Below are 24,341 nucleotides of genomic sequence, written 5' to 3'. Positions count from 1 at the left end.
AAACACCGATGCGAGCAAACTTCGGCACACCGAGGAAATCCAACCGCACGAGGCTCAGTCCAACCACACCACCCCGACCTGACGCCCGGCATCCGGACCATCGCCGCGATGGGAAAACAGAGATGGAGTCGTCAGGGTACATGGGTCGACCGAATGCACCTCGACACCGAGTTCTGCCAATTGGATGCAGGCCCCGGTTCCTAGGTCGATCGCCGGGCTGCCCCAGGAGGTAGTTGTGGCCACCCCAGGAATGCGATGCTGCGCGTCAGCGGCCATATCGCCCGGCACCTCGTAACAACTTCCGCAGATGTGTGGTCCGATCCACGCGGTGATCCGTCGCGCCCCTTTGGCGGTCATTGCCTCGACGGTACTTCGCAGTACCCCGTCGAGCAGGCCTCGTCTTCCGGCGTGGGCGGCAGCCACGATCCGAGCCCACGGATCAGCGAGAAGCACCGGTAAGCAGTCAGCCACCCGGATGGCCAATCCAACTCGGGCAACCGAAGTGACCATGGCATCGGCCAACGGGATCCTGGCCGCCCCCGGGATTCGGTCACCCAGCCAGCGATCGCCCCTCCAGTCTGGATCCCGGTCCACATCGTGTACCTCCGCCCCGTGCATCTGATGCACGACGGCGATGCATTCCAGACCGCTGGCCCGTCGTACCGCTCCCATATTGGCACGCAGAGCCGCTACGTCATCAAGATCGGTGCGTCCCAAGTTGAGACTGCTCATCCCACCCTTGGAGAATCCACCGGTACGGTCCGTGAAGAACACACCGACCCCGGCGTTGCTGCCGGGGTCGAGGTAAGAGTCAAACATCACTTCAGGAAGTCCGGAACATCCAGATCGTCGCCGTCATCGTTCACCGGCAGCGGGGCTGCGTGGCGGTTGACGTTGGTATTCGTCGGTTCGTCATCACCAGGGTTCGGTGCTGGGGCGCCTGGCTGATTGACGATGGTGGGGAACCGACGCTGCCCGGTGAAGCTGACGCGCTCGCTCACCATGCTGCGTTCAGTGGCGTCGCGTTCAATGGTGCCGCGTTCAGTGGTGTCGCGTTCAGTGGCGTCGCGTCGTTCTGTGGCGATGTTGCTGCTGCTAGACCCCGCGATGGTGACCTGCGAACGGGCAGCCGGACGCTGCACGGGCCGCGAGACCGCAGGCTTCTCATCGAAGCCGGCGGCGATCACGGTGATCCGCAACTCGTCGCCGAGAGCCTCATTAATGACGGTTCCGAAGATGATATTCGCATCCTCATGGGCAACCTTCTCGATCATCGCGGCGGCTTCCGAGACCTCGAACAATCCGAGATCCTGTCCACCCGCAATCGACAACAGCACGCCCTTGGCACCATCAATGGAGGCCTCCAGCAGTGGCGAGGAGATCGCCTGCTCGGCTGCCTTGCGGGCCCGGTCATCACCCGATGCTGAGCCGATGCCCATCAAGGCGGTGCCCGCCTCGTGCATGACCGCCTTGACATCGGCGAAGTCCAGGTTAATCACTCCAGGGGTGGTGATCAGGTCGGTGATGCCAGACACACCCTGGAACAGCACCTGATCGGCCTGACGGAAGGCGTCCATGATAGCGATGTTGCGATCCGCGGCCTCAAGCAGCTTGTCGTTGGGGATCGTGATGAGGGTGTCGACCTCTGACTTGAGATTGTCGATGCCTTCATCGGCCTGCCGGGCACGCTTGCGGCCCTCGAAGGAGAACGGGCGGGTGACCACGCCGATAGTCAGGGCACCCAATGACCTGGCGATCTTGGCGACCACCGGTGCTGCGCCGGTACCAGTGCCACCTCCCTCACCGGCGGTGACGAAGACCATGTCGGCACCGCGCAATGATTCCTCGATTGCCTCCTTGGCATCTTCAGCGGCCTGGCGTCCTTTTTCAGGATTAGCGCCCGCTCCCAGTCCTCCGGTAGTTTCGGCACCGATGACGAGTTTGACGTCGGCCTCGGAGAACAATAATGCCTGGGCGTCAGTGTTTATGGTGAGGAAGCTGACCCCTCGCAGGTCGGACTCGATCATCCTGTTCACTGCGTTGCAGCCACCACCGCCAACACCGACGACCCTGATGTCTGCCGTCAGATTCGGCTCATCCACAAATGCCACTGTTGGCCCCGCTCTCGTCGTTACCCGTCTGGGGTGGTTGGTCTGCTCAGATTGTGGGTACGTTCGCCCCGGAAACGGTGATCGACCCGCGGCGACCTTCAAAAAGGTTAGGTTCCGTGGAGTTCAAGTGTCCATGTGGAGCCACGAACCTCAACCATCGCTTAAGGGTTTTGGTCAGAACCCCGAAGATGTCCGAGGCTCATTTGATGGCCGGATGAGAGGGCACCGAGACGTCGATCCAAGCGGCCTTCATGCCGAGCAGAGTGGGAAGCACCGCTGCCTTCTCGGCTGATTTCTCGGCGCTGCCCCAGTTGATCTGCCGCCCATCGGACAAAGTGAGCACGATGTGGTCGATTGAATCAGCGGTGACTTTCGTCGTCATCGTCACCACCTCGGGACCCAGTGATGTCACTACTGTGGCGACATCGCGCAGCAGCCGCTCATTGCTGATGTCCAGCACACCGAGCAACCCATCAGCCTGTTCCGCAGTCTGGTGAAAATCGACACCCTCGCCATCGACCCAATGAAAACTTCCCCGGTCGGCCACCTGGTAAACCATCGTCCGCTCGGTCACCGTGATGATCAGGGTATGAGGCAATGATTGACCGAACCGCACATCAGCGACGGGAGCCAAGGCAGAGATCCGCTCGGATATCGTTGCGCGTGGAAGTCGGGTGAGCGGCACTCCCAAAGGCACTTGGGCCGCCTCGATGACCTCTTCAGTAGACAAGACCGCGGTGCCCCGCACCTCCACCTGGTGGGTAGCCAGTACCGGGGAAAAGAGCAGCGTTCCGGTCACCAGCGCGACGGCAATCATCGTTGCGACGATGGTTAACCGCCGACGAAGCCTGCGTCGCCGCTCGGTCATGTCGCGCAGGCCGAGTCGCGTGTTGAGTTCCTGGTTTGGGACGCTCAACTCGTAGTCCTTTCCCGCAAAACCTCGGCGAGGCGTGGGCCCACCGAGGTGATATCGCCAGCTCCGAGGGTTATCACCAGATCTCCGGGACGCACCAAACCTGCCAGGTGCCCGGGAAGTTCCTGTTTATTGGGGATCCAGTCAACCTCAGCAGCATGGGCCCTGGCCGCGTCGGCAACCAGTTCCCCGCTCACCCCGGGTACCGGCTCCTCACGGGCGGCATAGACGTCGGTGACCACGACGTGGTCGGCGATCGCTAGTGATTCACCAAATTGTTCTGCGAAATTCTTGGTGCGGGAGTACAGGTGTGGCTGGAAGCACCCGATCAACCGCCCCTCCCCCTTGACCCGTTGTGCTGCCTGGAGGGCAGCTCGCAATTCGGTGGGATGGTGGGCATAGTCATCGAAGATGCGCACAGCGCCCCCGCCAATGTCCACATCATCGACCAGTTGGAAGCGACGCCGGGTGCCGGTGAAATCGGCGGCCCCGCCCAGCAGCGCGCCTGCATCCAGCCCAAGTAGACATCCCACGGTGAAGGCTCCAGTGGCATTGACAATGTTGTGTTCCCCAGGAATCCGCAGATCCAACCGGTGTTCCCCCTCCGGGGTGGTCAGCACCGCATAAGAGCGGGTTTGCTGATAGCCGATCCCGGTGATCCGGACATCGGCATCGGGGGCTTTGCCGTAGGAGATCGTCCTCGTTCCGGCGGCCATCAGCAGCTCACGAAGTCTGCGGGAACCCGGATCATCGGCATTGATGACCACAGCCTCGACCTCATCTGCAGTAGCAAATTCAACGAAACCGGCGAAATAAGACTTTGCATCTCCCCAGTTGTCCAAGTGGTCTGGCTCAACATTGGTAATGACCGCCACTTTGGTCGGATACTGCAGGAAACTGCCGTCGGATTCATCAGCCTCAACGATGAAGACCTCACCTCCTCCCAGGTGCGCCGAGACCCCGGTGGATACCAAGGGCGCCCCGATCACGTATGAGGGATCAGCTCCTGCAGCCCTCAGCATCACGGCAATCATCGCGGAGGTGGTGGATTTGCCATGGGTTCCTGCGACCGAGACCCCGGTCTGGCCAGTCATCAGGGCGGCCAGTGCTTCGGAACGGTGCCACACCCGCAGCCCCGCCGCCTTGGCGGCCGCCAGTTCTGGATTGTCTGCGGGAATCGCCGAGGAGGCCACTACGACCTCCACCCCAGCCAGATGCGCCGCATCATGGCCAACAAAACAGCTCAGACCCTGATCGGCGAGGGCATTGAGGGCCTCAGTGGCGACTCGGTCACATCCGGAGACCCGATGACCAAGGTCATGATAAAGTTGGGCAATGCCGCTCATCCCAGCACCACCCATGGCGATGAAGTGCAAGGATCCAATTCGTGCAGCCGGAACCACCGGTGTGGGGCGACGCAGACTCATCGTCGACCTCGCGCAATGTCCAATACGATGCGCCCTACCCGTTCGGCTGCTCCGGGAAGCATCAACTCACTGGCTGCCCGGGACATGGTAGACAATCGTCCTGGATCTTTCACCAGCGTATTCACCGTGGTGGTGAGCAGATCCGCGTCAAGATCATCATCGTCAATAACGATGGCTGCATCGGCAGCCACCAGCGGTGCCGCGTTGCGTGCCTGTTCCCCGTTGCCGATGGGCAGCGGGACGAAAATCGTCGGCAGTCCAACCACCGCGGTCTCCACCACCGTTCCTGCTCCGGAACGGGCGAGCATCACATCGGCTGCAGCATAAGCGTCGGCCATGTTGTCGACATAGGCCAACGGAACATAGCGAGCACCGTTGCTGGCAACACTCCCAGCGATCCTGTCGTGAAAGTTGCGGGCTCCCCACACATGCAGGATCTGCACTCCTGCCTCGAGCAGCCGGTTGGTTGCCTGCACGGTAGCGTCGTTGAGCGAACGCGCTCCTTGGGAACCGCCGGAGACCAGCAGCACCGGCAGATCGGGATGCAATCCAAAGCGTTCCCGCTGCTCGCCCTGGCGTGCCGTTCGCCCATGGGTGGCCAACTCGGTGATTTGCTCACGCAGCGGCATTCCCTCGAACCGGGCTCCGGGAAGCGGAGTACCGGGGAAGGAGGTAAGGGTCACCGCAGAGAACCGGGAAGCCACCTTGTTCGCCAGTCCCGGTAGGGCATTTTGTTCCTGAATGACCACTGGGATGCCCGATATGCGGGCAGCCAAGTAGACCGGCATCGACACATATCCACCGAACCCTACGACGGTATCGGCACCGCGGATAATCCGCCTAGCCCGTTTCACCGCCCCTATCAGCCGGAAGGGCACCTTGAGCAGATCCAGCGTGAGTTTGCGGGGCAGCGGCACCGCGGGGATCAATTCCAGCCGCAGCCCAGTTTCCGGAATGAGCCGGGTCTCCAGACCGCGCTCGGTCCCAATGCAGGTGATCTTCACCCCCGGTTCCAGCCGCCCTAGCGCCTGGGCCGTGGCAATTAGTGGAGAGGTATGTCCTGCCGTACCACCACCGGCCAGAACCACATGGAGCATGGATGAACCTTTCGTCACTGTTTCAAGTCTGTCACCAATCCCCCATCGGGGACGATGTGGATCAGCCACCCGGAGTGTCGACCACTGAGGTGATCCGTGGGGTGCGCTGGGGTTTATCTGGGGTGGTGGTCGCCGACTGGGAGACTCCGGGCTCGCGGCGGGCAGCAGCCAGAATGACGCCGACGCCAGCCAAATTCGCCAGTAGAGCCGAACCACCCTGCGACAGGAAGGGCAGCGGGATGCCTAACACCGGGGCCACACGCAGCACCACCGCGATATTGATCAGCGCCTGCAGACCCAGCCACGCGGTCATCCCCGCCGCAGCGTGACCGAGGCTTCGCGAGGTGCACCGCGACGCGGCCCGGAAACCGGCAAATACCAAGACCAAGAACAGCGAGATCACCCCGAGGGTACCGACCAGCCCGGTCTCCTCACCGAGCACGGCGAAGACATAGTCGGTCTGGGCGCCGTTGTAGAGGCCTCCCCATTTCTGCCGGGAACGTCCCAGCCCCAGACCTAGCCAACCGCCTGAGGCCAGTGCGTAGATCGCATTGTTTGGTTGATCAGAGACCGCCGATTCTGGGTGCAGGAAGCTCAAGATACGCGTGCGCCGTTCCGCGTCTGTGGCGATCATCAACAACACGCCAGTCACGGCTGCCACGGTGAGCCACGCCAGCCATTTCCACGGAGCTTCCGCGAAGATGAGCACCGCCATCAGGATCATGCCGATCACTACCATGGTGCCCAAGTCCTTCTGGGCGAGCACTAAACATTCAATGATGCCAAAAACAGTCACCATTTGAGGAACCCATTTGGCCGGGTCGTTGTGGGTCCTCTTACGCAGGGCCACGAAACCCGCTGCCCACATCACCAGGGCGACCTTGGCGAACTCGGAGGGCTGGATGGTTCCCAGTGGCCCCACATTCAGCCAGGCACGGTTGCCGTAGAGTTCGACGCCCAGGGGGGTGTGCACCGCCAGCAGGAGCACCACCGAGACCAGGATCCCGGCAAATCCCACTCCGTAGATGGTCCGGGTTCCGCAGCGGGACAGCCCCCAAGCCACCGGTCCCCCGATGGCGAGGAAGATGATTTGGCGTTGGAGGTAGTAATAGGGGCCGAGTTGATTGACCGAAGCGTAGACCGAAGATGCGGACCAGATCATCAGGACCCCGACGAGGGCGAGCATTGATGCCGCCCCGAGCACCAAATAGAAATCAGCCTGTGGATGGGACAGTTTCGAAGCTGGCGAGGAAAACAGCTTGGAGATGCCGTCGGCTGGCCGCCACCTGTGCCGAGGAGTCGAGTTGGTGGTCGAAAATTCCGTGGTGACCGAAGACTTCGTGCGGGCAGCCATCACCTAACACCTCCCAATGCCTGCACGGCAGCAGCGAAATCGTCACCCCTGGCGTCATATCCGGTCCACATGTCCCGGGATGCGCACCCCGGAGCCAACAACACGGTGTCTCCCACGGCAGCCAATCCTGCCGCTGCCGCAACGGCCTCGGTCATCGCTGCACGAGGCTCGGTGGTATCCACCACCACGACGGGCACCTCGGGAGCAAGGTGGCGTAGAGTTTCGGCGATCATCACCCGGTCGGCCCCGAGAACGATGGCTCCCCTTAGCTTGCCCGCATGGGCCGCGATGAGATCATCAAAGCTTGTTCCCTTCGCCTGGCCACCAGCAATCCACACGATCGAGTCGAAGGCCCGCATCGAAGAATTTGCCGCATGCGGATTGGTTGCCTTGGAGTCATCGATCCACCGGACCCCGCCGACCTCGGCCACCGTCGCAATCCGGTGACCTCCCAGGTGCAAGTCGCGTAATCCTTTAGCCACGGCCGCGGGCCGGATGCCGAAAGAGCGCCCGAGCCCAGCAGCGGCTAATGCATTCTCCACGTTGTGCGGAGCCTGCGGTTGGACGTCAGAAAGTTGAGCCAAAGGCAGGGCCGAGGAGTGGCGCTGTGGGATGAAGGCTCTGTCGGCCAAGACGTCATCCACCACCCCAAGCATGGAGACTGCGGGGATGCCATAGGTGAAACCGATCGCCCGGGCCCCTTCAACGACATCGGCCTGAGCGACCATCTCCTCAGTGAGAGGTTCGGCGACGTTGTAGATGCAGGCCTGCGAGACCTGGTGGTAGATACGCGCCTTATCGTCCTGATAGCCCTGCATCGCAAGGTCTTCACCGGTCCAAGGCCCGTACCATTCCAAATGGTCGGGATGCAGGTTCAGCACCACTGCGGAATGCAGACGCAGCGAGGGTGCCCAGTGCAGTTGAAAACTCGACAGTTCCACGGCAAGCACGTCATAGGCGAATTCATCATTGAGGGCCTCAATGATCGGTCGCCCGATATTGCCCACCGCCGAAACGGTCAGTCCATCGGCGCGCAACATCGATTCGAGCATCTGGGTGGTAGTGGTCTTCCCATTGGTTCCTGTGATCCCCAGCCAAGGAACCACGCGGTCGGGGAACATCAACCGCCAAGCCAGCTCGACGTCACCCCACACCTCCAGCCGTTTCGCCAAAGCCTGTGCCACCAAGGGCTGATCTGGGCGCCACCCCGGGGAGACGATCAACAGATCAGCGTCGGCGGGCAGGCTCGTGGAGGCTCCCTCACCCAGCCGGACGGTAGCATCCAAGGATTCCAGCAGCCCACCGCGGTCAGCGTTCGCATCGGAATCGGAGTCGTCCAGGACCGTTACCTGAGCACCGAGTTCCAACAGCGCATCCGCGGCCGCAAAACCGGCGCTGCCGATGCCTGCAACAACGGCCTTCACCTGCGGCCACGGCGAGCGCCGGTCCGCATTGGTGAGCCAGTCCAGATCAGCCATCAGATCCCTTTCAGCCGATTCAGCCGATGCCCATGCCCAGCACCCACTGGGCATAGAACAGTGCGAGCCCAGCAACCACCGTCGTGCCACAGATGATCCAGAACCTGATGACCACGGTCACCTCGTCCCAGCCCAGGAGTTCGAAGTGGTGATGCAGGGGGGCCATCTTGAACACCCGCTTACCGTGGGTGACTTTGAAATAGGAGACTTGGATCATCACCGATGCGGCCTCAACGACGAAAAGCAGCCCCAACACGATAAGCAGCAACTCGGTGCGGGTCAGGATTGCCAACCCACCGACTGCCCCGCCCAAGGCCAGTGAACCGGTATCACCCATGAAAATTTTGGCCGGCTTTGCATTCCACCACAGGAACCCGAAACAGGCCGCGGCCATGGCTGCGGCAATCACTGCAAGGTCCCATGGATCACGCACGTCGTAGCACAATGGCCCGGAGGTTGATCCCGGGCGACACCACTGGTTGCGCTGCCAGATATTGATCAAGGTGTAGGCACCGAAGACCATGGTCAGTGATCCAGTAGCCAGCCCGTCGACACCGTCGGTCAGATTGACCGCATTCGAGGATGCAATGACCAGCAAAGTCATCCAGACCACCGCCACCACCACAGGCATGCGCAACCATTCGATGTCGCGGGTGAATGAGATGTAGCGAGAAGCCGGAGTATCACCATAGGCATTGGGAACCACGAGGGACAACACCCCAAAGGCTGCCCCGATCGCCAATTGGCCGATCAGCTTGCCCCGGCTCGTTAAGCCCAAGGATCTCTTGTGAGAGATCTTGGTCCAGTCGTCGATGAAGCCCAGAAGCCCACAGGCGACCAGTAATCCCAGCAGCAGTATCCCCGAATAGGAGACTGGTTCCCAAGTGATTAGGTGGGCCAGCGCATAGGACAGTACAGCCACCGAGACGATTACCGCCCCACCCATGGTGGGAGTCCCCCGCTTTGAGTTGTGGCTCTGCGGTCCATCGTCGCGGACGAACTGCCCATAGTGCCGACGGATCAGGAAATCGATGAAGAACTTCGTACCGACGAGAGTACCCAGCAAGGAGAGCACCCCCGCAGCGATGATCAACTTCATCGTGTGTCCTCCCTGTCGACGAGTTCATTCGCGACGCGCTCTAGACCCAAAGCACGACTGGCTTTGACGAGCACGACATCCCCGTCGTCCAACTGTAGTGACCCGGCAGCGCGATCAACTCGTGTCACACGCCCCCGTTCGCCTGCCCCATCGGCGATCACTTCGGCGAAATCGCCGATGGCCCAGACCTCGTCGATACCTAGCTGAGCCGCCAGTTCACCCATCGCCCGGTGTAGTTGCACTTCATCGGAGCCCAGTTCGAGCATGTCTCCAACAACGGCGAGCGCCCGGGCTCTCGGATTGGTGCGACGCCGGTCCGCGATCATGCTGGCAAGAGTTCGTAGGGCCGCGGCCATGGAATCGGGATTGGCGTTGTAGGCATCGTTGATCACCGCAGCCCCGTTAGCCAACTCGTGAAACTCCATGCGCATCGGGGAACGCGGAACCGCATTCGACAAAGCATCTGCAACGATCTGCAGATCTACTCCCAGGCACAGAGCCGCGGTGGCGGCCGCTGCGGCATTCGTCACCTGGTGGGCGCCAATCACCTTGAGTTGGACGCTGGCCGAGGAAACCTGATCATCCTGGGTGGCTACGAGGGTGAAACCTGCCCGTTGCAGGTCATCGAGGACGATCCCATCAGCGTGCACCTCTAGTTCGACCCCGGGAACATCGAAGACCGGCTGGCCGCCCACCCGGTACGCTGCCCGATGGGCGGCGGTCCGCTGCCACATCGCTGCGACCAGGGGATCGTTGGCGTTGAGAGCGGCCCAGCCCTCAGTAGGCAGGGCCTCGTATATTTCTCCCTTGGCCCGGGCGATGTTTTCCCGGGAACCAAATTCGCCGATATGGGCGGAGCCGACATTGCACACCATGGCCACGTCGGGACGTGCGATGGAACACAAATGCGCGATATCCCCGGCCGCCCGAGAGCCCATCTCGGCGACCAGAAAGTCGGTATTCTGCCCGACCCGGCACACGGTCAGCGGGGTACCGATTTCGTTGTTGTACGAACCGGTCGGCGATACGGTGGCTCCGACCGCAGACAACACTTGGTGGGTGAGATCCTTGGTGGAGGTCTTCCCCGCCGATCCGGTGATGGCGACGGTACGCAATCCTTCCTCGCGGGCGCAGGCGTGAACAGCCCTTGCCAGCGACGTGAGCCCCGCGGCTGTGTCGTTGACGATGACCTGGGTGATCTCGGCGTCGACAGGATGGGTGACCATGACTGCGGCCGCACCCTGCTCATACGCAGCGCCGACAAAATCATGACCGTCGGCGCTCTCACCGGGAAGGGCGACAAAGAATGCACCCGCGGTGGCCTTCCGAGAATCGATGATTACATCGGGGCCGATCATCGTTTCCGGGGCGCCCGACAACCGTGCGACGGTCCCGTAATCCGTGATCATCCGAGTCATGGTTGCTGCATCAATGGTTCTCATGCCTGCCCCCGTTCCCACGCGGAAACGATCTCTGCAACATCGTCGAAGTTTATGGTGCAATCGGCCAACTGCTGGGTCTTCTCGTGTCCCTTGCCCAGGATTGCCACGACATCAGCGCGCTCGGCGATCCGCAGTGCCGTCTCGATGGCCGAGCGGCGGTCACCTCCGTCGACAACCTGCACCGCGCGCCCTTCTACCGACCGAGCCCCAGCAAGCACTCGAGCACGAATCGCGGCCGGTTCTTCGGATCGGGGGTTGTCGTCGGTCACCACGACAACATCGGCTAATCGGGCGGCAGCAGCGCCCATGGGTTCCCGCTTGTCGGGGTCCCGGTCGCCACCTGCCCCCAGCACCACAATGACTCTTCCGGCCCGCTGCGCATAATTGAGAGCCTCCAGCGCAGAGGAGATGGCTTGAGGAGTGTGGGCGAAATCGACGTAGACCCGGGGAGCATCATCACCCAACGGGACCGGCTGCATGCGGCCTGGGATCACGACATCAGCCAATCCGCTCGCTGCCACCGTGATGTCGACATCACCCTGATCGATCATCGCTAGGGCCAAGGCTGCATCGCTCAAGTTGTGAACCCCGGGCAAGCCAACATTCACCTCCAGTAATCCGCGAGGATGCGCGAGTTGCATCACCGACCCCGTCGCCTCGGGGCGATGGGAAACGATTCGGTAGTCGGCATCCTCGGCGAATCCCACCGTGCTCACCCCAAGGCCTGCGTCCAAGGCACGTCCGGCCATCCGGCGTCCCGGATCGTCATCAATGGTGATCACCGCACAACGGCACAGCTGCGAGGTGAATAGCTTGGCCTTCGCCTCGAAGTACTGCTCCACAGTGTGGTGGAAGTCGAGATGATCACGTCCCAGATTGGTGAACCCTGCGATGTCAAAGTGCATCCCGCTGACCCGCCCCAGCACCAGTGCGTGGGAGGAGACCTCCATGGCCACGTCTTGGACACCAGCCTCGCGCATCCGTACCAGGTTCTGCTGCAGGTCCGGGGATTCGGGAGTGGTGATCGTGGTGGTTTCCACATCAATCGGCTGACCGTCAACGAGAAAACCCAAGGTCCCGATGACACCGACATGCCGACCCGCGGCCCGCAGTGCAGCGTCTATCATGAACACAGTGGTGGACTTCCCGTTCGTCCCGGTCACCGCGAAGGTACCCATCGACCGCGATGGATGGCCGTGGATCCGCGCAGCGGCCACGCCCATCACCTCACGGGGATCATCAGCTATGCAGACCGGGATCGAAATACCCGAGACGATCTTGGCCCCTTGCGGATCGGTGATGAGCGCTACGGCTCCGGCTGCTGCTGCTTCCTTCGCGAAATGTGCACCGTGGTGCCGGGTCCCGGGGAGTCCGACGTAGACTGCTCCGGGTCTGACCCGACGGGAGTCAAGGACGACATCGAATACCTCGGGATCGGTCTCGGGTCTGCTGGCATCTGTTTCTGCCACCAGTTCGGACAGCTTCATGGCATCGCTCACGGTTCGTAGGACAACGGGTCGGCGTACGGCGAAATATTCGCCGTCGGTGCAACACCGTATCGTGGCAGGGCCTGCATCATCAGTTCTCGGGTGGCAGGGAAGGCAACTTGAGACCCATAGTAACCATCGGTTGGTTCGTCAATGACAACGTAGACCAGGATCTTCGGGTCCTCCGCCGGGGCGACCGCGACGAAAGACCCGGTGTAGCCCCCATCGTAGTTGCCATACCTGCCGATCTTCTGAGCGGTACCTGACTTGCCGGCCATCCGATAGCCGGGGATCTTGTTCGCATCCAAGGTGGTCATCTCCGGGGATGCGATCGAGGCCTCCATCATGTTGACCACCTGCCCCGAGGCCTCCTTGGAGATGACCTGGCGGGGTTCCTGCCGTGGGACCGTAATGTCTTCACCTTCGGCGGTGCGTGCCGAGGCAATGATCTTCGGCGCGTGATAAGTACCGCCGTTGGTGACCGCTGCAACAGCGGCCGCCTCCTGCAGAGCAGTCACCGACAAACCCTGCCCAAAGGAGATCTGGTCCCTTGCATAGTCCGGCATTGAGGCATCGGGCAGGGTCCCCATGCCTGCCCCAGCCTCACCGGGTAACTCGATGCCCGTGGAGGTTCCCAGGCCGAAGGAAGACAGGTAATTTCTCAAAGTCGATTTATCTATTTGTCTAGCCAGCAGCACGGTTCCAACGTTGGATGAACGCGCGAGCACTCCCCTGGCCGTCATGTATAGGGTCCCGTGACTCCAGGCATCGGTGACATAACCATCACCGGAAGAGATCCGGGAAGGCACTTCCACCTTGGTGTCGGCATTGCATACCCCGGCGTCGATCAAGGCTGCCATGGTCAGCACCTTCTGTACCGAACCAGGCTCGTAGGCATCGGTGACTGCCCGGTTACCTAGGTCTCCCTCCTTGCCAGTCGCTGGATCATTGGAGTCGAACGAGGGGTAGTTGGCCAGTGCGAGAACCTCGCCGCTGTTGACCGCCATCACCACCGCAGTTCCAGATCTCGCCTTGTGGGAGGCCACTGCACTCGCAAGCTCAGTCTCGGCCATGTATTGCATTTCGGCATCAATGGTCAACTGGTAGGCGGCCCCGTCCACGGGCTCCACCAAGGCGGATTCGCCTAGGGGGATCTGCCCATAGCTGGAGGACTGATAGATCTGCGAGCCATCGGTGCCGGTGAGCCACGCATTCTGCGAGTACTCCAGACCCGCGGCTCCCTCGTTCTCATGGTTCACAAAACCGAGCACATTCGAGGCAAGAGTACCGTTCGGGTAGAAGCGGATGGGATCGGGAGCCGAGTAGATGCCGAACCATCCTTGTGCGGTGAGCTCACTGACCATCTGCTGGTAGATGGCCGCCCCCACCTTACGTGCGAGCAGGACGTACTGGCGGCGATTTCCATCGGCGTCCATGGGATCCTTGATTTTGTTCAGATAATCCGCGGGATCACCACCCAGGTAACGAGCTGCGATTTCCGCGATCGCCCGGGGCGCACGCGCGGCAGTATCTTTCTGTTCTTCGGTCATCGACGAAGGATCTCTGCCATTGGTGGAGATCGAGTAAGGATCGGCGATGACCTGGAAGGCCGGCTGGGTCTCGGCAAGCACCGTGCCGTTGCGGTCGACGATCACCCCCCGGTCGGCCTTGAGGATCTCCTTGTGCCGCAGCATGGCCGCGGCCTTTTCCGCATTCGATCCGGCATCAATCCCCTGCACCAGCAAAGCCCGGCCCGCCAACAAGGAGAATAGAAAAGCCATGACGAGGAAGAAAATGGTGACCCGCACCTCAGCGATGCGTCCCACCGGCCTGCGTGACCGCTTCCGCGCCATCAGCCCTGCCCGCTCGCGGCAGCAGTAGCTTCCTGAGACGGTGTAGCCGAAGGACCCTGGTGGGTAGGCACGGTCGAGGCGCTGGCCCTAGCCTTGGCCTCCGCCTTCAATCTCGCCTCCTCCTCGGCCTTGGTGCGTGCTGCAGCAACGGCATTCGCCTCGATTACCTCGGCCGGTACCATACCGCCCAGCTCGTCACCGGTCACGGGAGTGGGATCACCGGCCACGGTGCCGTCAGGCATTTGGATGAAGGCCGGATGCGGATTGGGCCTCATCCCCATTTCATAAGCTCTGCTAGCAAGGTTCCTGCTGGACCTCAAGTTTTGCACTTGAGCCTGCAGTGCTGCCTCCTGGTAGGACAGTTGGGCGGCCTCCTGCTGCAGCCTGTTCAACTCAGCCTGTTGGGTCTGAATCGTGGTGGTGAAGACCAGCACTCCTGCGATGCAGGCAATCAGGACCAAGATCACCACCGGAACCCACGGGATGTTGATGCGCCGTCCACCCACCTGTGGAACTAGCCGGAGCAGGGGTCGCTCGGTACGGGGCGACTCATCGAGTGGCGTTGCCAGTGCACTCATCTCTGTCTCTCCTTGCTCATGACCGCCCCTGGGCGGATTCTCTCGACGATCCTCAGTCGTGCCGATGCGGCACGGGGGTTGGCCTCAACCTCATCTGGGTCAGGCCGGACGGCCTTGCGTGTTACCGGGGTGAACTTGGCCATCAGTTCTGGTGGCACGACGGGCAGTCGTGCCGGTGCATGATCGGAGCAGGCCTCAGTGAAGGTCCGCTTGACCATGCGATCCTCCAACGAGTGGTAGGCCAGCACAGCGAACCGCCCCCCCACCTCCAGGGCATTGAGCGCCGTCGGCAGCATCTGCTCCAGGGCATCCAATTCCCCGTTCACCCGGATGCGCAGTGCCTGGAAGGTCCGCTTTCCAGGGTGCCCGTTGTTGCGAGCCGACGCAGGCAGAGCGTCCGAGATGACCTGCACCAGGCGGGCCGAGTCAGTGAACGGGGCAGCTTCGCGAGCGGCGACGATCCCCCGCACGATCCGTTCAGCGTGTGGTTCCTCGCCGTAGGTGCGCAGAATGTCTACCAACTCGTTCGCAGACGTCTTGTTCAGCAGATCCGCAGCAGTCAGCTGCTGCCTGCTGTCCATGCGCATGTCCAGGGGGGAGTCCACCGCATAGGCGAAACCACGCTCGCGCTGATCAATCTGCATAGAGGACAAACCGAGATCGGCGAGCACCGAGTGCACCCGCTTCACACCCAGTTCATCCAATACCTCGTTCAATTCATCGAACCCGGCCCGTATCAGATGCACCCGCTCGCCGAAGGGCGCCAAGGTCTCCCGGGCGATCTCCAGAGCCGACGCGTCCCGGTCGATCCCGATGACCCGCGCCCTGGGGTTCGCCACCAGGATCGCTGATGCGTGCCCAGCCATCCCAGTGGTGAGATCAACATGGATTGCATCAGGGACATCCAGCGCATCGGACAACTCCCGGGTGATGCGTTCCCGCAGCACCGGTATATGGATCACCCGTCCCTCGCGTGTCGCCAATGCAGGGAGCGCGTCAGGCAACGCACGATTAACAGCCAACGAGGCTGCATTGTGGCGTGCGGTCATGACTGCACTCTCCTTTCGTTGTTCCGTGGCCTCGGATCCCAGTCCGGCCCCCGGCACCTGGCACCGGGGAAGATGCGCCAGGGTCCAGGGTCCGGACCGAGGTCCGGGATCACGGCGGCCTCACAGGACGGGGAATATCTCCTCATTCAGTTCTGCGAATTCGGTTTCCTTCTCGGCGTTGTAGTCAGCCCACGACGTGGGGTTCCAGATCTCGAGTCGATCGATGGCCCCGACCACCACGATCTCGGTCTCCAGTCCCGCGTATTCCCGCAGAACAGCAGGGATAGTGACCCTCCCCTGTTTGTCCGGTACCTCGTCAGAAGCCGAGGCTGCCAGCATTCGCTGGAAGTCTCGCACCCGACGCATGGTGGTCGGCGCCTGAATCATCTGCTGCGTCCGCTCCTCGAAAGTCGCTCTCGGGAAGACGGACAGACAGTGGTCCTGACCCCTGGTCACCACGAGTCCGGCAGCCATCTGGTCGCGGTACTTCGCGGGTAAGAAGAAGCGGCCCTTGTCGTCGAGTTTGGGCGTGTGAGTGCCGAGAAACATCGGTCCTCACCTCCCAAGTTCATCGACCTGCACCACCTCTCCAGTGCGCACCACCCTACTCCAGATCACTCCACTTTCCACCCAACTTGCCTTCCGACACGCCATCGACACTCCTCACCGCACTCAACGAAACAGCTCTGACCAGCGCCTCTATCTGGTGGAGGAAAGTGGAGCAAGGGTTTGCCTTTCTTCCATCGCGCTTCGCCTCCACGCGTGTCGCGGAAAACGGATGGCATCTGGTGGCGAACCCCGGGATCAAGGTGGATAGGATTAACGGGCCCGTGGCACGGGCTGCCCACGACGTGGAGATCGACACAGGAGAAATAGTGGAGACAACAGCCCGGCTGAACATTGATGCGGTACGCGCCACCGCCCAAGCGATCGCGAAGTCCGTGGGGTCGGTGATCGAGGGCAAGGCGCAGCAGATCAACCTCGCCACCGTCGTCCTGCTGTCCGGTGGGCATCTGCTGGTCGAGGATGTTCCCGGGGTCGGCAAGACGATGCTCGCGAAGGCCATGGGGCGCACTATCGACTGCACCGTCCGACGCATTCAGTTCACCCCAGACCTGCTGCCCTCAGACATCACTGGGGTATCCATCTACGACCAGGCGACCCGCGAGTTCGAGTTCAAGCCCGGCGGCATCTTCGCCAACATCGTCGTCGGCGACGAGATCAACCGGGCATCGCCCAAGACCCAGTCGGCCCTGCTCGAAGCGATGGCCGAACGGCAGGTGTCGGTTGACGGCACCACTCACCAACTCCCGAAGCCATTCATGGTGATGGCCACCCAGAACCCGATCGAGATGGAGGGCACCTATTCCCTGCCGGAGGCGCAACGCGACCGCTTCATGGCGCGGATCACTATGGGGTACCCGGCGCGTACCGCCGAAATCGACATGCTGTCCAACCACGGATCACGCAATCCTCTGGACTCCCTGATGCCGATCACCGACACCTATCGGATCGCGGCGATCACCGACATGCTGCGCGGGGTACACGCCACCGCATCCATCAAGGAATACGTTGTCGACATCGTTGCAGCCACCCGTGAGAGCGATGACCTGAGGCTGGGCGCATCACCCAGGGCCAGCCTCCAGTTGCTGCGTGCCTCCCGCACCCAGGCCGCGATCCAGGGGCGCGATTACGTGATCCCAGACGATATTCAGGCGCTAGCCGAGCCGATTCTGGCCCATCGCGTGGTGTGCACCCCGAAGGCCCGGCTGACAGGAGTGACCCCGGCTTCGGCCATCGCAGCAGCCTTGCGTTCCGTCCCGGCCCCCACCGATCGTTGAGTCGTCGTGTGGGTCTGGCGTCGTATGACCTCCCGGGGCCGGGCCGTCCTGGGGCTTGCACTGGTGTTCCTGGCAGCCGGAGTGATCACCTCCCAGCGTGATCTTGTATGGGTGGGGTCGTTCATGGTCGTCGTCTTATCCGGGGCCCTCTTCCTCGTGTCATGGCCGCTCAAAGGCCTGCGTCACGAACGCCATCTGGCTGCAACCTCAGTTCCGGTGGATGAGTCCGTGGCAGTGCAGGTGATACTGCACTCGAATGCGCGGGGACGCCGCCTGTTGCACTTCGAAGAGGTCGTTCCTCGGCACATGGGGGTCCGTCCCCGCTTCGGATTGAGCGACCCGACGAGCAAACGGGGGCGCAACATCACATATGCCCTGCACGCCTCTCGCCGGGGTCGTCATCAGATCGGCCCCCTGCTGGTGCGCAACCTGGATCCTTTCGGGCTGGCTACCCATGACATGGCGTTCAGTTCGGTCACCCCGCTGTCGGTGACCCCGCATGTGTACGAACTGTCCTCGGCCGGTTCGGGTACAGCCGGTGACCATGTGACCGACCGGTCCTCCTCCTCGGGCCTGGTGGGTGCCGATGATGTCCTGGTGCGCGATTACCGGCCCGGTGACGAGGTACGCCGGGTGCACTGGCGTTCCACCGCCAAGATCGGCAAGCTCATGGTGCGTCGCGAGGAACAGTCCTGGTCGCCCACCACCCGCATCGTCATCGACAACCGAGCGAATGCCCATGCCGGGCTCGGGATGGCATCCTCCTTCGAATGGGCGGTCTCGGCCGCCGCATCCATAGGCATCGCGATGCTGGGAGCCTCCTCCCGGGTTTCCCTAGCCGACGCCGAGGGCATCCGACGCATCCCAGAGCCCCGGATGTCAGCATCCCGGCTGCTCGACGAGCTCACCGATATCCAACTCGTCGAGGCTGATTCCCTGGAAACTGCTGTCTCCGAAGCCTCTTCCACAGGTGTTTTCGCCTTGCTAGGTCTGCTCCACGACGCTGACATCGCGGCGCTGTCCACGATCAACACCTCGGCGGCAAGTGCCCATGCGATCGTCCTCGACGTGGGCACCTTCTCCGGAGCCAAGGCCACCACAGCCCAGAAACGAGCAGCGCAGATTCTTGCCGCCCGGGGGTGGCAAGTAATCGTTGCTGATGCCCAGACCTCTGTCCCGTTGGCCTGGGAACTACTCAACGACCCGATGGGGGCACTGTGACCTCCTCCCTGCGCAACACAGTCGTCGTCGCCCTCGCCATGGTGGGTGCGGTGATTCCCGGCCTCGTGCTGACTACCGACCCCCGCGCCATGTGGACTTGGGCAGCTACCATCACAGGACTGCAATTGGTGGCCGCGCTGGTACGCAGCGCGGTCGCGCGGCGACGCGGTCCCGCCGATGGCGCTGGTGCCGGATCGGTACTGGTATCGGTGGCCCAGTTCATTCTGCTTGCGGTCGGTGCCCAGGTCACGGCCGGACTGCTGACCTCCGGGACAGTGCTGGCCTTTAACGCCCTGCCCACAGTGTTAGAGCGGGCCGTCGAAGTGCTATCTCAGGATCAGCCCGCCCCGGCTGATGATTCGACATTGCTCGCCCTAGCATTCGTCGCGAGCTTGTTGACTGTGCTGGTCGACCTGGTTTTCATCGCGGCCCGCAACGCGATGTTGGCCTGCATGTTCACGGCAGTCCCCTTCCTGGTAACCGTGATCATCATCTCCCATCCGGTGCCCGTGGCCGCCATGGCCGGTCTAGTCATCAGTTGGTGCCTGCTGCTGTGGTCTAGGACCCTCGACCACGATCTGCGGTGGGCCAGACTGGTCACATCACCTCCCAACCGTAAGCGGTGGTTCGGCTACTCAATGTGGGCGCTGGTGTTGACCGCCGTCGGTCTGGTCGGCTCGCTCCTGGCTGGGTTGGCCATTGCCCCGGTGGAACGCGACCTACTGCCACAGGCCAATGAGCGCTCCTCGGTGGAGCTCACTGACCCGACAGTCTTGCTGGATCAGAATCTGAAACGCCCCGAGGATGCCACGGTCGCGACCTATGACAGCTCCGCAAAAAACGGCGTGATGCTGCGGATGGCTGCACTGACCAATGTGGATCAGCAGGGCTGGCACATCGTCGACATGGATCTGCAATCTGGTTTTCCCGAGAAGATCCCTGGGATGTCCGCGACAGGAATCACTGACACCACCAGCGTGCGCCCCGTCGACCTCGACGTCAGTTACCTCCCACTCCCCTACGCTCCACGCCGGTGGAATGCGCAAGAAGGTTCCTGGCGCTACGACCCGATGACCCTCAGCGTGGTCGACGTGGCCGAGCAGCCTCCGAGGCTGGGTTCCTACGAGGTGGCACACCGCGATGTCGAGCCCTCACGGGAACAACTGCTCGCAGCCTCTGCGGGAGTTGCCCCAGATGGTGATGTGGCGAATCTTTCCCCCGCCGACATACCAACCGCAATCACCACCTTAACCCAGGAGATCACTGCAGGAGCGAACACCGACGGGGAAGCTGCAATAGCCCTGCAGACTTGGCTACGCGACACCTCTCGCTTCAGCTACGACCTGACGGTCTCCCCATCGATCAACTACGATTCCCTCTCCGCCTTCCTGACCCAGACACATCGCGGCTACTGTGTTCACTATGCAGCTTCGATGGCTTTGATGGCTCGTTCCTTGGGCATCCCATCCCGGGTCGGGGTTGGGTACACCAGCGGTGAGCGCTCCGCAAACGGTTCATGGGAAGTCACCGCCCACGATGCCCACGCGTGGCCCGAGCTGTACTTCAATGGGATCGGCTGGGTTCGCTTCGAGCCAACAGTCTCGGTTGGCGAGGATCCCAGTTGGTCCACTAACGCCCCCACTCCCAGCCCTTCACCGACGCCGTCGCCGACTCCCTCTGCAGAGGAGCCGGACACGACTCCCTCGGCTCCTCCGCCCCCGGAACAGTCCCCGTCGGTGACTCCCCCGAATGCCCAAGATGGCCAGGATGGCCAGTTAGACCTGCCGTGGGAGTGGATCGTGGCAATCCTGACAGCGCTGATTGCTGGGGCAGTACCAATGACGGTGCGCACCGGTATCAGACGTCACCGGTTGTCCGGGGAGGGAGCTGCCCTGGTTCGTGGCGTCTTCTCCGAGATCCGGGCCACCGCAGTTGATCTGGACATCTCCTGGCCGGAGTTGACTTTGCAGCAGTTGGCCCATCGTGATTGGGGGCTCAATGCCGAGGCCTCGCAGGCGATGAAACGTATCTTGCTGGCCACCCAGGAGTTGAGGTTCTCCGCGCGAGTTCCGGAAACTGATCATCTGGTGAGCGATGTCGCGACGGTACGTGCCGGTTGGTGGGCTTCTGCCTCAAGCGGACGACGACTCATCGCGCGTCTGCTACCCAAATCCTTGTGGCACTGAAATTGATCTGGAAGAATTCCGGAAGCCGTCGTGCCATCGCTTGCAGAAGCACACGACCGGGTTCGGCAGAACCACGAGTACAATGAATGGTCACCGATCGACCGGACAGAACCAATCAGTTGTCACCTTGCTGACGACGATTCCATCGTTCTTCCATGCGCCCCATAAATTCGGGGTTCTGCCTGGGGCCCGCCGGTTTCCCGGAGGTGTCCTCCACGACGCGCCACGCATTGAGGGCGTAAACGGTGGATACGACCATGACCAGGAAACCGAGGACCGAGACGAGCCAGTGGCTACTCATACCGCCGATGACCGCAAGCACACCGAAGACAAAGAACAGACCTGCCAGCCCAGCGCGCCGCCCCTTGACCTGGCGCATGCCCCCCAGAGCGGAACGGCCCAGGGTATTTGCCAGTTTCGGATCGTCAGCGGCCAAGGCTGCCTCCAACTGGGCCAGCCGACGGCGTTCATCCTCCGAAAGCTCCATGGCCTCCCCTCCAGATCCGCACCGAATGGTGCCTGCCAACAGGTACCCGCTTCCTGCGGTTATCCCCAGTGTATGCGCGACCGACGCGCATCGGAGTGACGGTGGACAGGTTTGCATCCATTCACAGATTGTCGATCCCCACAGGCCAGGCGGACAGCACCTCGTGCTCCAGACCGGGGACATTGGTGACCAATACATTCAGCCAGCCAGGGCATGGATCCGTTACAAGTCATCAATCTTCCACAGATGGACCTGCAATCTGCTCGAATGAACGGCGAAAACTAGCTCTGATGAGGGAGAAAACCCTGAACGCAGCGCCCGCGCAACGACCAATCTGGGATTCCGGTTGCGCTTGTTGGTTGCTGGATGAAGGTAAGCTGTCTGTTTCAGGGCTTTTCACGAGGCAGGAAACAGTTGAACCAATCCAACGACAGCCAAGCAGAACTCATCGCACGGGAGATCGCCGTCGAACAAGCCCACGTAGACGCGGTCTACCGGAGCCTCGAGTTAGCGACGGAATCGGCCCGCAGCATCCAGGCCGAGTCGCACCGCAAGTACCGCACCGACCGCTCCGACTGGATGCGCGAGGAAGACGGAACCGCGATGTTCGAGCGCGATGCCTTCGCCTTCCAGGCAGCCAAACGACTCGCCACCTTAGATGCCCAGCACGAGGGGCTGGTCTTCGGACGTCTCGACTTTGTCGACCAGGAGAAACGTTATGTGGGCCGTATCGGGGTCCGCGATGCCGACTACGAACCATTAGTCATCGACTGGCGAGCTCCTGCTGCGGAGGCCTTCTACCGAGCCACGGCCGCCAATCCAATGGAAGTGGTCCGTCGCCGCGTATTACGTTGCCACGACGACAAGGTCACCGGCATTGAGGACGATCTCCTCAACGACCAGGCTTCCTCCAATCTCGTGGTGATCGGCGAAGGCGCCTTGATGGCTTCCCTTCAGCGAGCCCGCGGGCACCGGATGCGCGACATCGTCGCTACCATCCAGGCCGAGCAAGACGAAGCGATCCGCGCCCCCTACCAAGGAGTGACGATCATCTCCGGCGGGCCGGGGACCGGCAAGACCGTCGTCGCTCTGCACCGCGCAGCCTTCCTGCTGTACACCCACCGCAGGCGTTTGGAACAAGGTGGAGTACTCGTGGTGGGCCCCACTGACCTGTTCATGAGTTACATCGAGCGAGTACTGCCCGGTCTCGGTGAGGACTCGGTAACCCTGAAGTCGATCGGAGAGCTCGGCACCGACGTGTTGGGATTCAGTTCCCAGCTCGTCGACGACGCCGAAGCCGCGGTGATCAAGGGAAGCCTGCGGATGCTCAAGGTATTGCGGCGGGCGGTCAATGAGCCGCTGACCGCGGAGTCGATGCGGCTTCGGGTCTCGGTCAAGGGTGAGGTACTCACCCTCAATCCTGCCGAGTTGACCCGACTGCGTCGCGATATCCTCGCCAGTCACAAGGCGAATCGTGCCCGAGAGGCTGTCGGAAAAGGACTGCTCGATGCCCTTTGGGCCCATCTGAGCCCGGACATCGCAGCCACCTTGGACATTGACCGGAGCTATTTCGATGACACCATCACCTCCCAAGGCGCCTACACCATGTTCCTCAATGCCTGGTGGCCGACCCTGTCGCCGGAGCAGGTGCTGGCTCGGCTGGCAGACCCGGCGATGGCGCACAAATTCGGTCACGACGTGCTCGACGAGGCCGAACGCCAGGTGCTCACCGATTCCCTGGCACACGCCCGAGGCTATGTACCGGGAAGCGGTTCACCGCGACCGGCATGGACTGTGGCCGACATTGCCCTGCTTGATGAACTAGCCCATATGATTGGCCCGACCCCGGTCGAAGCCGATGCCGATCCGACATTGTTCCTCACCGATGGCTCCCAAGTCTCCGAATTGGTCACCCTGGCCGACCAGCTGACTACCCGGCGCGAGATAGAGACCGAAGATGAGACCGTGATTATCCACTCCCATGTCTTAGTCGACGAATCCCAAGACGTCACCCCCATGCAGTGGCGGATGCTGCGACGCCGCGGCCCGCAGGCCTCCTGGACCTTGGTTGGCGATCCAGCGCAGTCCTCCTATCCCTCCAACGAGGAAACCCGCCGTGCGATGCGCGACCTGGTCGGTCGTGGCGCCTCGCGCACCTTCACCCTCACAACCAATTACCGCTCCCCCGCAGAGATAATGGAGTTGGCCGGTCGAGTGGTGCGTCGTGAGTACCCGAGTGCCCAAGTACCCACCTCAGTGCGCACCACGGGGATCAAGCCGCTGCTGGATGTCATCACCCCCCAGCAACTTGCTGCCTCCCTCCGCGAGCATCTCACAACCCTCACCAGCCAGGTGGACGGCACGATTGCGGTGATTTGTGCCGGTCATCGGATCGAGGAGATGCGCGAGATGATCGTGGCCCTCGACCTACCCACTGCCCTGGCCGGCCGCCTTGAGGTGCGGACGGCCCTGCAGGTCAAGGGGCTGGAATTCGACGCGGTCATCGTGGTGGACCCCGACGACATCGTCGCCCACACATCTGGGGGCATGCGGGTGCTCTACGTCGCCCTGACCCGACCAACCCAGCGCCTGGTCACCCTGGATCTGACCCCTGATCCGGTCTGGCGGAGAAATCTGTGAGAGTTGCGCAGCTTCGCAGTTTTCACGATGGCGACTTCTGCGACTCCAGGTTCAGTCGTGGGATGCGCCGGGGAACGC

Annotated in this window: 19 protein-coding genes; 4 read left to right on the top strand and 15 right to left on the bottom strand. The window is 62.1% G+C overall.

Annotated features, from left to right (window positions below):
* Nucleotides 1-54: 54 nt before the first annotated feature.
* From HMPREF1531_RS09400 to mraZ, 14 genes are all read right to left on the bottom strand, one after another.
* Complete coding sequence (locus HMPREF1531_RS09400) at nucleotides 55-819, bottom strand: polyphenol oxidase family protein (protein WP_016669717.1); 765 nt, start codon at nucleotides 817-819, stop codon at nucleotides 55-57.
* The gene (gene ftsZ / locus HMPREF1531_RS09395; protein ID WP_036898948.1) at nucleotides 819-2,102 is read right to left on the bottom strand and encodes a cell division protein FtsZ; all 1,284 of its coding nucleotides are present in this window, start codon (nucleotides 2,100-2,102) and stop codon (nucleotides 819-821) included. The genes HMPREF1531_RS09400 and ftsZ overlap by 1 nt, the downstream gene beginning before the upstream one ends.
* Before the next feature lie 208 nt (nucleotides 2,103-2,310).
* Nucleotides 2,311-3,027, bottom strand: coding sequence for a cell division protein FtsQ/DivIB (locus HMPREF1531_RS09390; protein ID WP_156860238.1), 717 nt, complete (start codon nucleotides 3,025-3,027; stop codon nucleotides 2,311-2,313).
* Nucleotides 3,024-4,451: a UDP-N-acetylmuramate--L-alanine ligase gene (gene murC / locus HMPREF1531_RS09385; RefSeq protein ID WP_016669714.1), complete on the bottom strand. Its 1,428-nt coding sequence runs from the start codon at nucleotides 4,449-4,451 to the stop codon at nucleotides 3,024-3,026. The genes HMPREF1531_RS09390 and murC overlap by 4 nt, the downstream gene beginning before the upstream one ends.
* The gene (murG, locus tag HMPREF1531_RS09380; RefSeq protein ID WP_016669713.1) at nucleotides 4,448-5,548 is read right to left on the bottom strand and encodes an undecaprenyldiphospho-muramoylpentapeptide beta-N-acetylglucosaminyltransferase; all 1,101 of its coding nucleotides are present in this window, start codon (nucleotides 5,546-5,548) and stop codon (nucleotides 4,448-4,450) included. The genes murC and murG overlap by 4 nt, the downstream gene beginning before the upstream one ends.
* A 61-nt stretch (nucleotides 5,549-5,609) precedes the next feature.
* Complete coding sequence (locus tag HMPREF1531_RS09375) at nucleotides 5,610-6,902, bottom strand: peptidoglycan glycosyltransferase FtsW (protein WP_016669712.1); 1,293 nt, start codon at nucleotides 6,900-6,902, stop codon at nucleotides 5,610-5,612.
* Nucleotides 6,902-8,380, bottom strand: a complete 1,479-nt coding sequence (gene murD / locus HMPREF1531_RS09370) for a UDP-N-acetylmuramoyl-L-alanine--D-glutamate ligase (protein WP_016669711.1) — start codon at nucleotides 8,378-8,380, stop codon at nucleotides 6,902-6,904. The genes HMPREF1531_RS09375 and murD overlap by 1 nt, the downstream gene beginning before the upstream one ends.
* 19 nt (nucleotides 8,381-8,399) lie before the next feature.
* Complete coding sequence (gene mraY, locus HMPREF1531_RS09365) at nucleotides 8,400-9,479, bottom strand: phospho-N-acetylmuramoyl-pentapeptide-transferase (protein ID WP_016669710.1); 1,080 nt, start codon at nucleotides 9,477-9,479, stop codon at nucleotides 8,400-8,402.
* Nucleotides 9,476-10,921, bottom strand: a complete 1,446-nt coding sequence (locus HMPREF1531_RS09360; protein WP_016669709.1) for a UDP-N-acetylmuramoyl-tripeptide--D-alanyl-D-alanine ligase — start codon at nucleotides 10,919-10,921, stop codon at nucleotides 9,476-9,478. The genes mraY and HMPREF1531_RS09360 overlap by 4 nt, the downstream gene beginning before the upstream one ends.
* Nucleotides 10,918-12,408 (bottom strand): UDP-N-acetylmuramoyl-L-alanyl-D-glutamate--2,6-diaminopimelate ligase, encoded by a 1,491-nt coding sequence (locus HMPREF1531_RS09355; RefSeq protein WP_016669708.1) that lies wholly within the window; start codon nucleotides 12,406-12,408, stop codon nucleotides 10,918-10,920. The genes HMPREF1531_RS09360 and HMPREF1531_RS09355 overlap by 4 nt, the downstream gene beginning before the upstream one ends.
* A gap of 8 nt (nucleotides 12,409-12,416) precedes the next feature.
* Nucleotides 12,417-14,261, bottom strand: a complete 1,845-nt coding sequence (locus tag HMPREF1531_RS09350; protein WP_016669707.1) for a peptidoglycan D,D-transpeptidase FtsI family protein — start codon at nucleotides 14,259-14,261, stop codon at nucleotides 12,417-12,419.
* Entirely contained in the window at nucleotides 14,261-14,839 is a 579-nt protein-coding gene (locus HMPREF1531_RS09345; protein ID WP_016669706.1) for an FtsB family cell division protein, read from the bottom strand. Before HMPREF1531_RS09345 ends, HMPREF1531_RS09350 begins: the two co-directional genes overlap by 1 nt.
* Complete coding sequence (rsmH, locus tag HMPREF1531_RS09340) at nucleotides 14,836-15,888, bottom strand: 16S rRNA (cytosine(1402)-N(4))-methyltransferase RsmH (protein ID WP_016669705.1); 1,053 nt, start codon at nucleotides 15,886-15,888, stop codon at nucleotides 14,836-14,838. Before rsmH ends, HMPREF1531_RS09345 begins: the two co-directional genes overlap by 4 nt.
* 120 nt (nucleotides 15,889-16,008) lie before the next feature.
* Complete coding sequence (gene mraZ / locus HMPREF1531_RS09335; RefSeq protein WP_016669704.1) at nucleotides 16,009-16,437, bottom strand: division/cell wall cluster transcriptional repressor MraZ; 429 nt, start codon at nucleotides 16,435-16,437, stop codon at nucleotides 16,009-16,011.
* Nucleotides 16,438-16,781: 344 nt separating this feature from the next.
* Between mraZ and HMPREF1531_RS09330 the strand changes: the two genes are divergently transcribed.
* From HMPREF1531_RS09330 to HMPREF1531_RS09320, 3 genes are read left to right on the top strand one after another with little or no spacing between them, the layout of a single operon-like run.
* A complete protein-coding gene (locus HMPREF1531_RS09330) occupies nucleotides 16,782-17,729 on the top strand; it encodes an AAA family ATPase (RefSeq protein ID WP_232210272.1) in 948 nt (315 codons plus the stop codon).
* A gap of 6 nt (nucleotides 17,730-17,735) precedes the next feature.
* Complete coding sequence (locus HMPREF1531_RS09325; RefSeq protein ID WP_016669701.1) at nucleotides 17,736-18,950, top strand: DUF58 domain-containing protein; 1,215 nt, start codon at nucleotides 17,736-17,738, stop codon at nucleotides 18,948-18,950.
* Entirely contained in the window at nucleotides 18,947-21,136 is a 2,190-nt protein-coding gene (locus tag HMPREF1531_RS09320; RefSeq protein WP_016669700.1) for a transglutaminase family protein, read from the top strand. The genes HMPREF1531_RS09325 and HMPREF1531_RS09320 overlap by 4 nt, the downstream gene beginning before the upstream one ends.
* 115 nt (nucleotides 21,137-21,251) lie before the next feature.
* Here HMPREF1531_RS09320 and HMPREF1531_RS09315 read toward each other — a convergent pair whose 3' ends face one another.
* Nucleotides 21,252-21,623, bottom strand: a complete 372-nt coding sequence (locus HMPREF1531_RS09315; protein ID WP_016669699.1) for a DUF3040 domain-containing protein — start codon at nucleotides 21,621-21,623, stop codon at nucleotides 21,252-21,254.
* A gap of 414 nt (nucleotides 21,624-22,037) precedes the next feature.
* Here HMPREF1531_RS09315 and HMPREF1531_RS09310 point away from each other — a divergent pair, with 414 nt between their 5' ends.
* Nucleotides 22,038-24,263, top strand: a complete 2,226-nt coding sequence (locus HMPREF1531_RS09310; RefSeq protein ID WP_016669698.1) for a HelD family protein — start codon at nucleotides 22,038-22,040, stop codon at nucleotides 24,261-24,263.
* Nucleotides 24,264-24,341: the final 78 nt, after the last annotated feature.

It is taken from the genome of Propionibacterium sp. oral taxon 192 str. F0372, from assembly GCF_000413315.1.
Taxonomy (GTDB): Bacteria; Actinomycetota; Actinomycetes; order Propionibacteriales; family Propionibacteriaceae; genus Brooklawnia.
The sequence above is the reverse complement of the archived record's forward strand: the minus strand, read 5'-3'. Positions and strand labels throughout refer to the sequence as shown.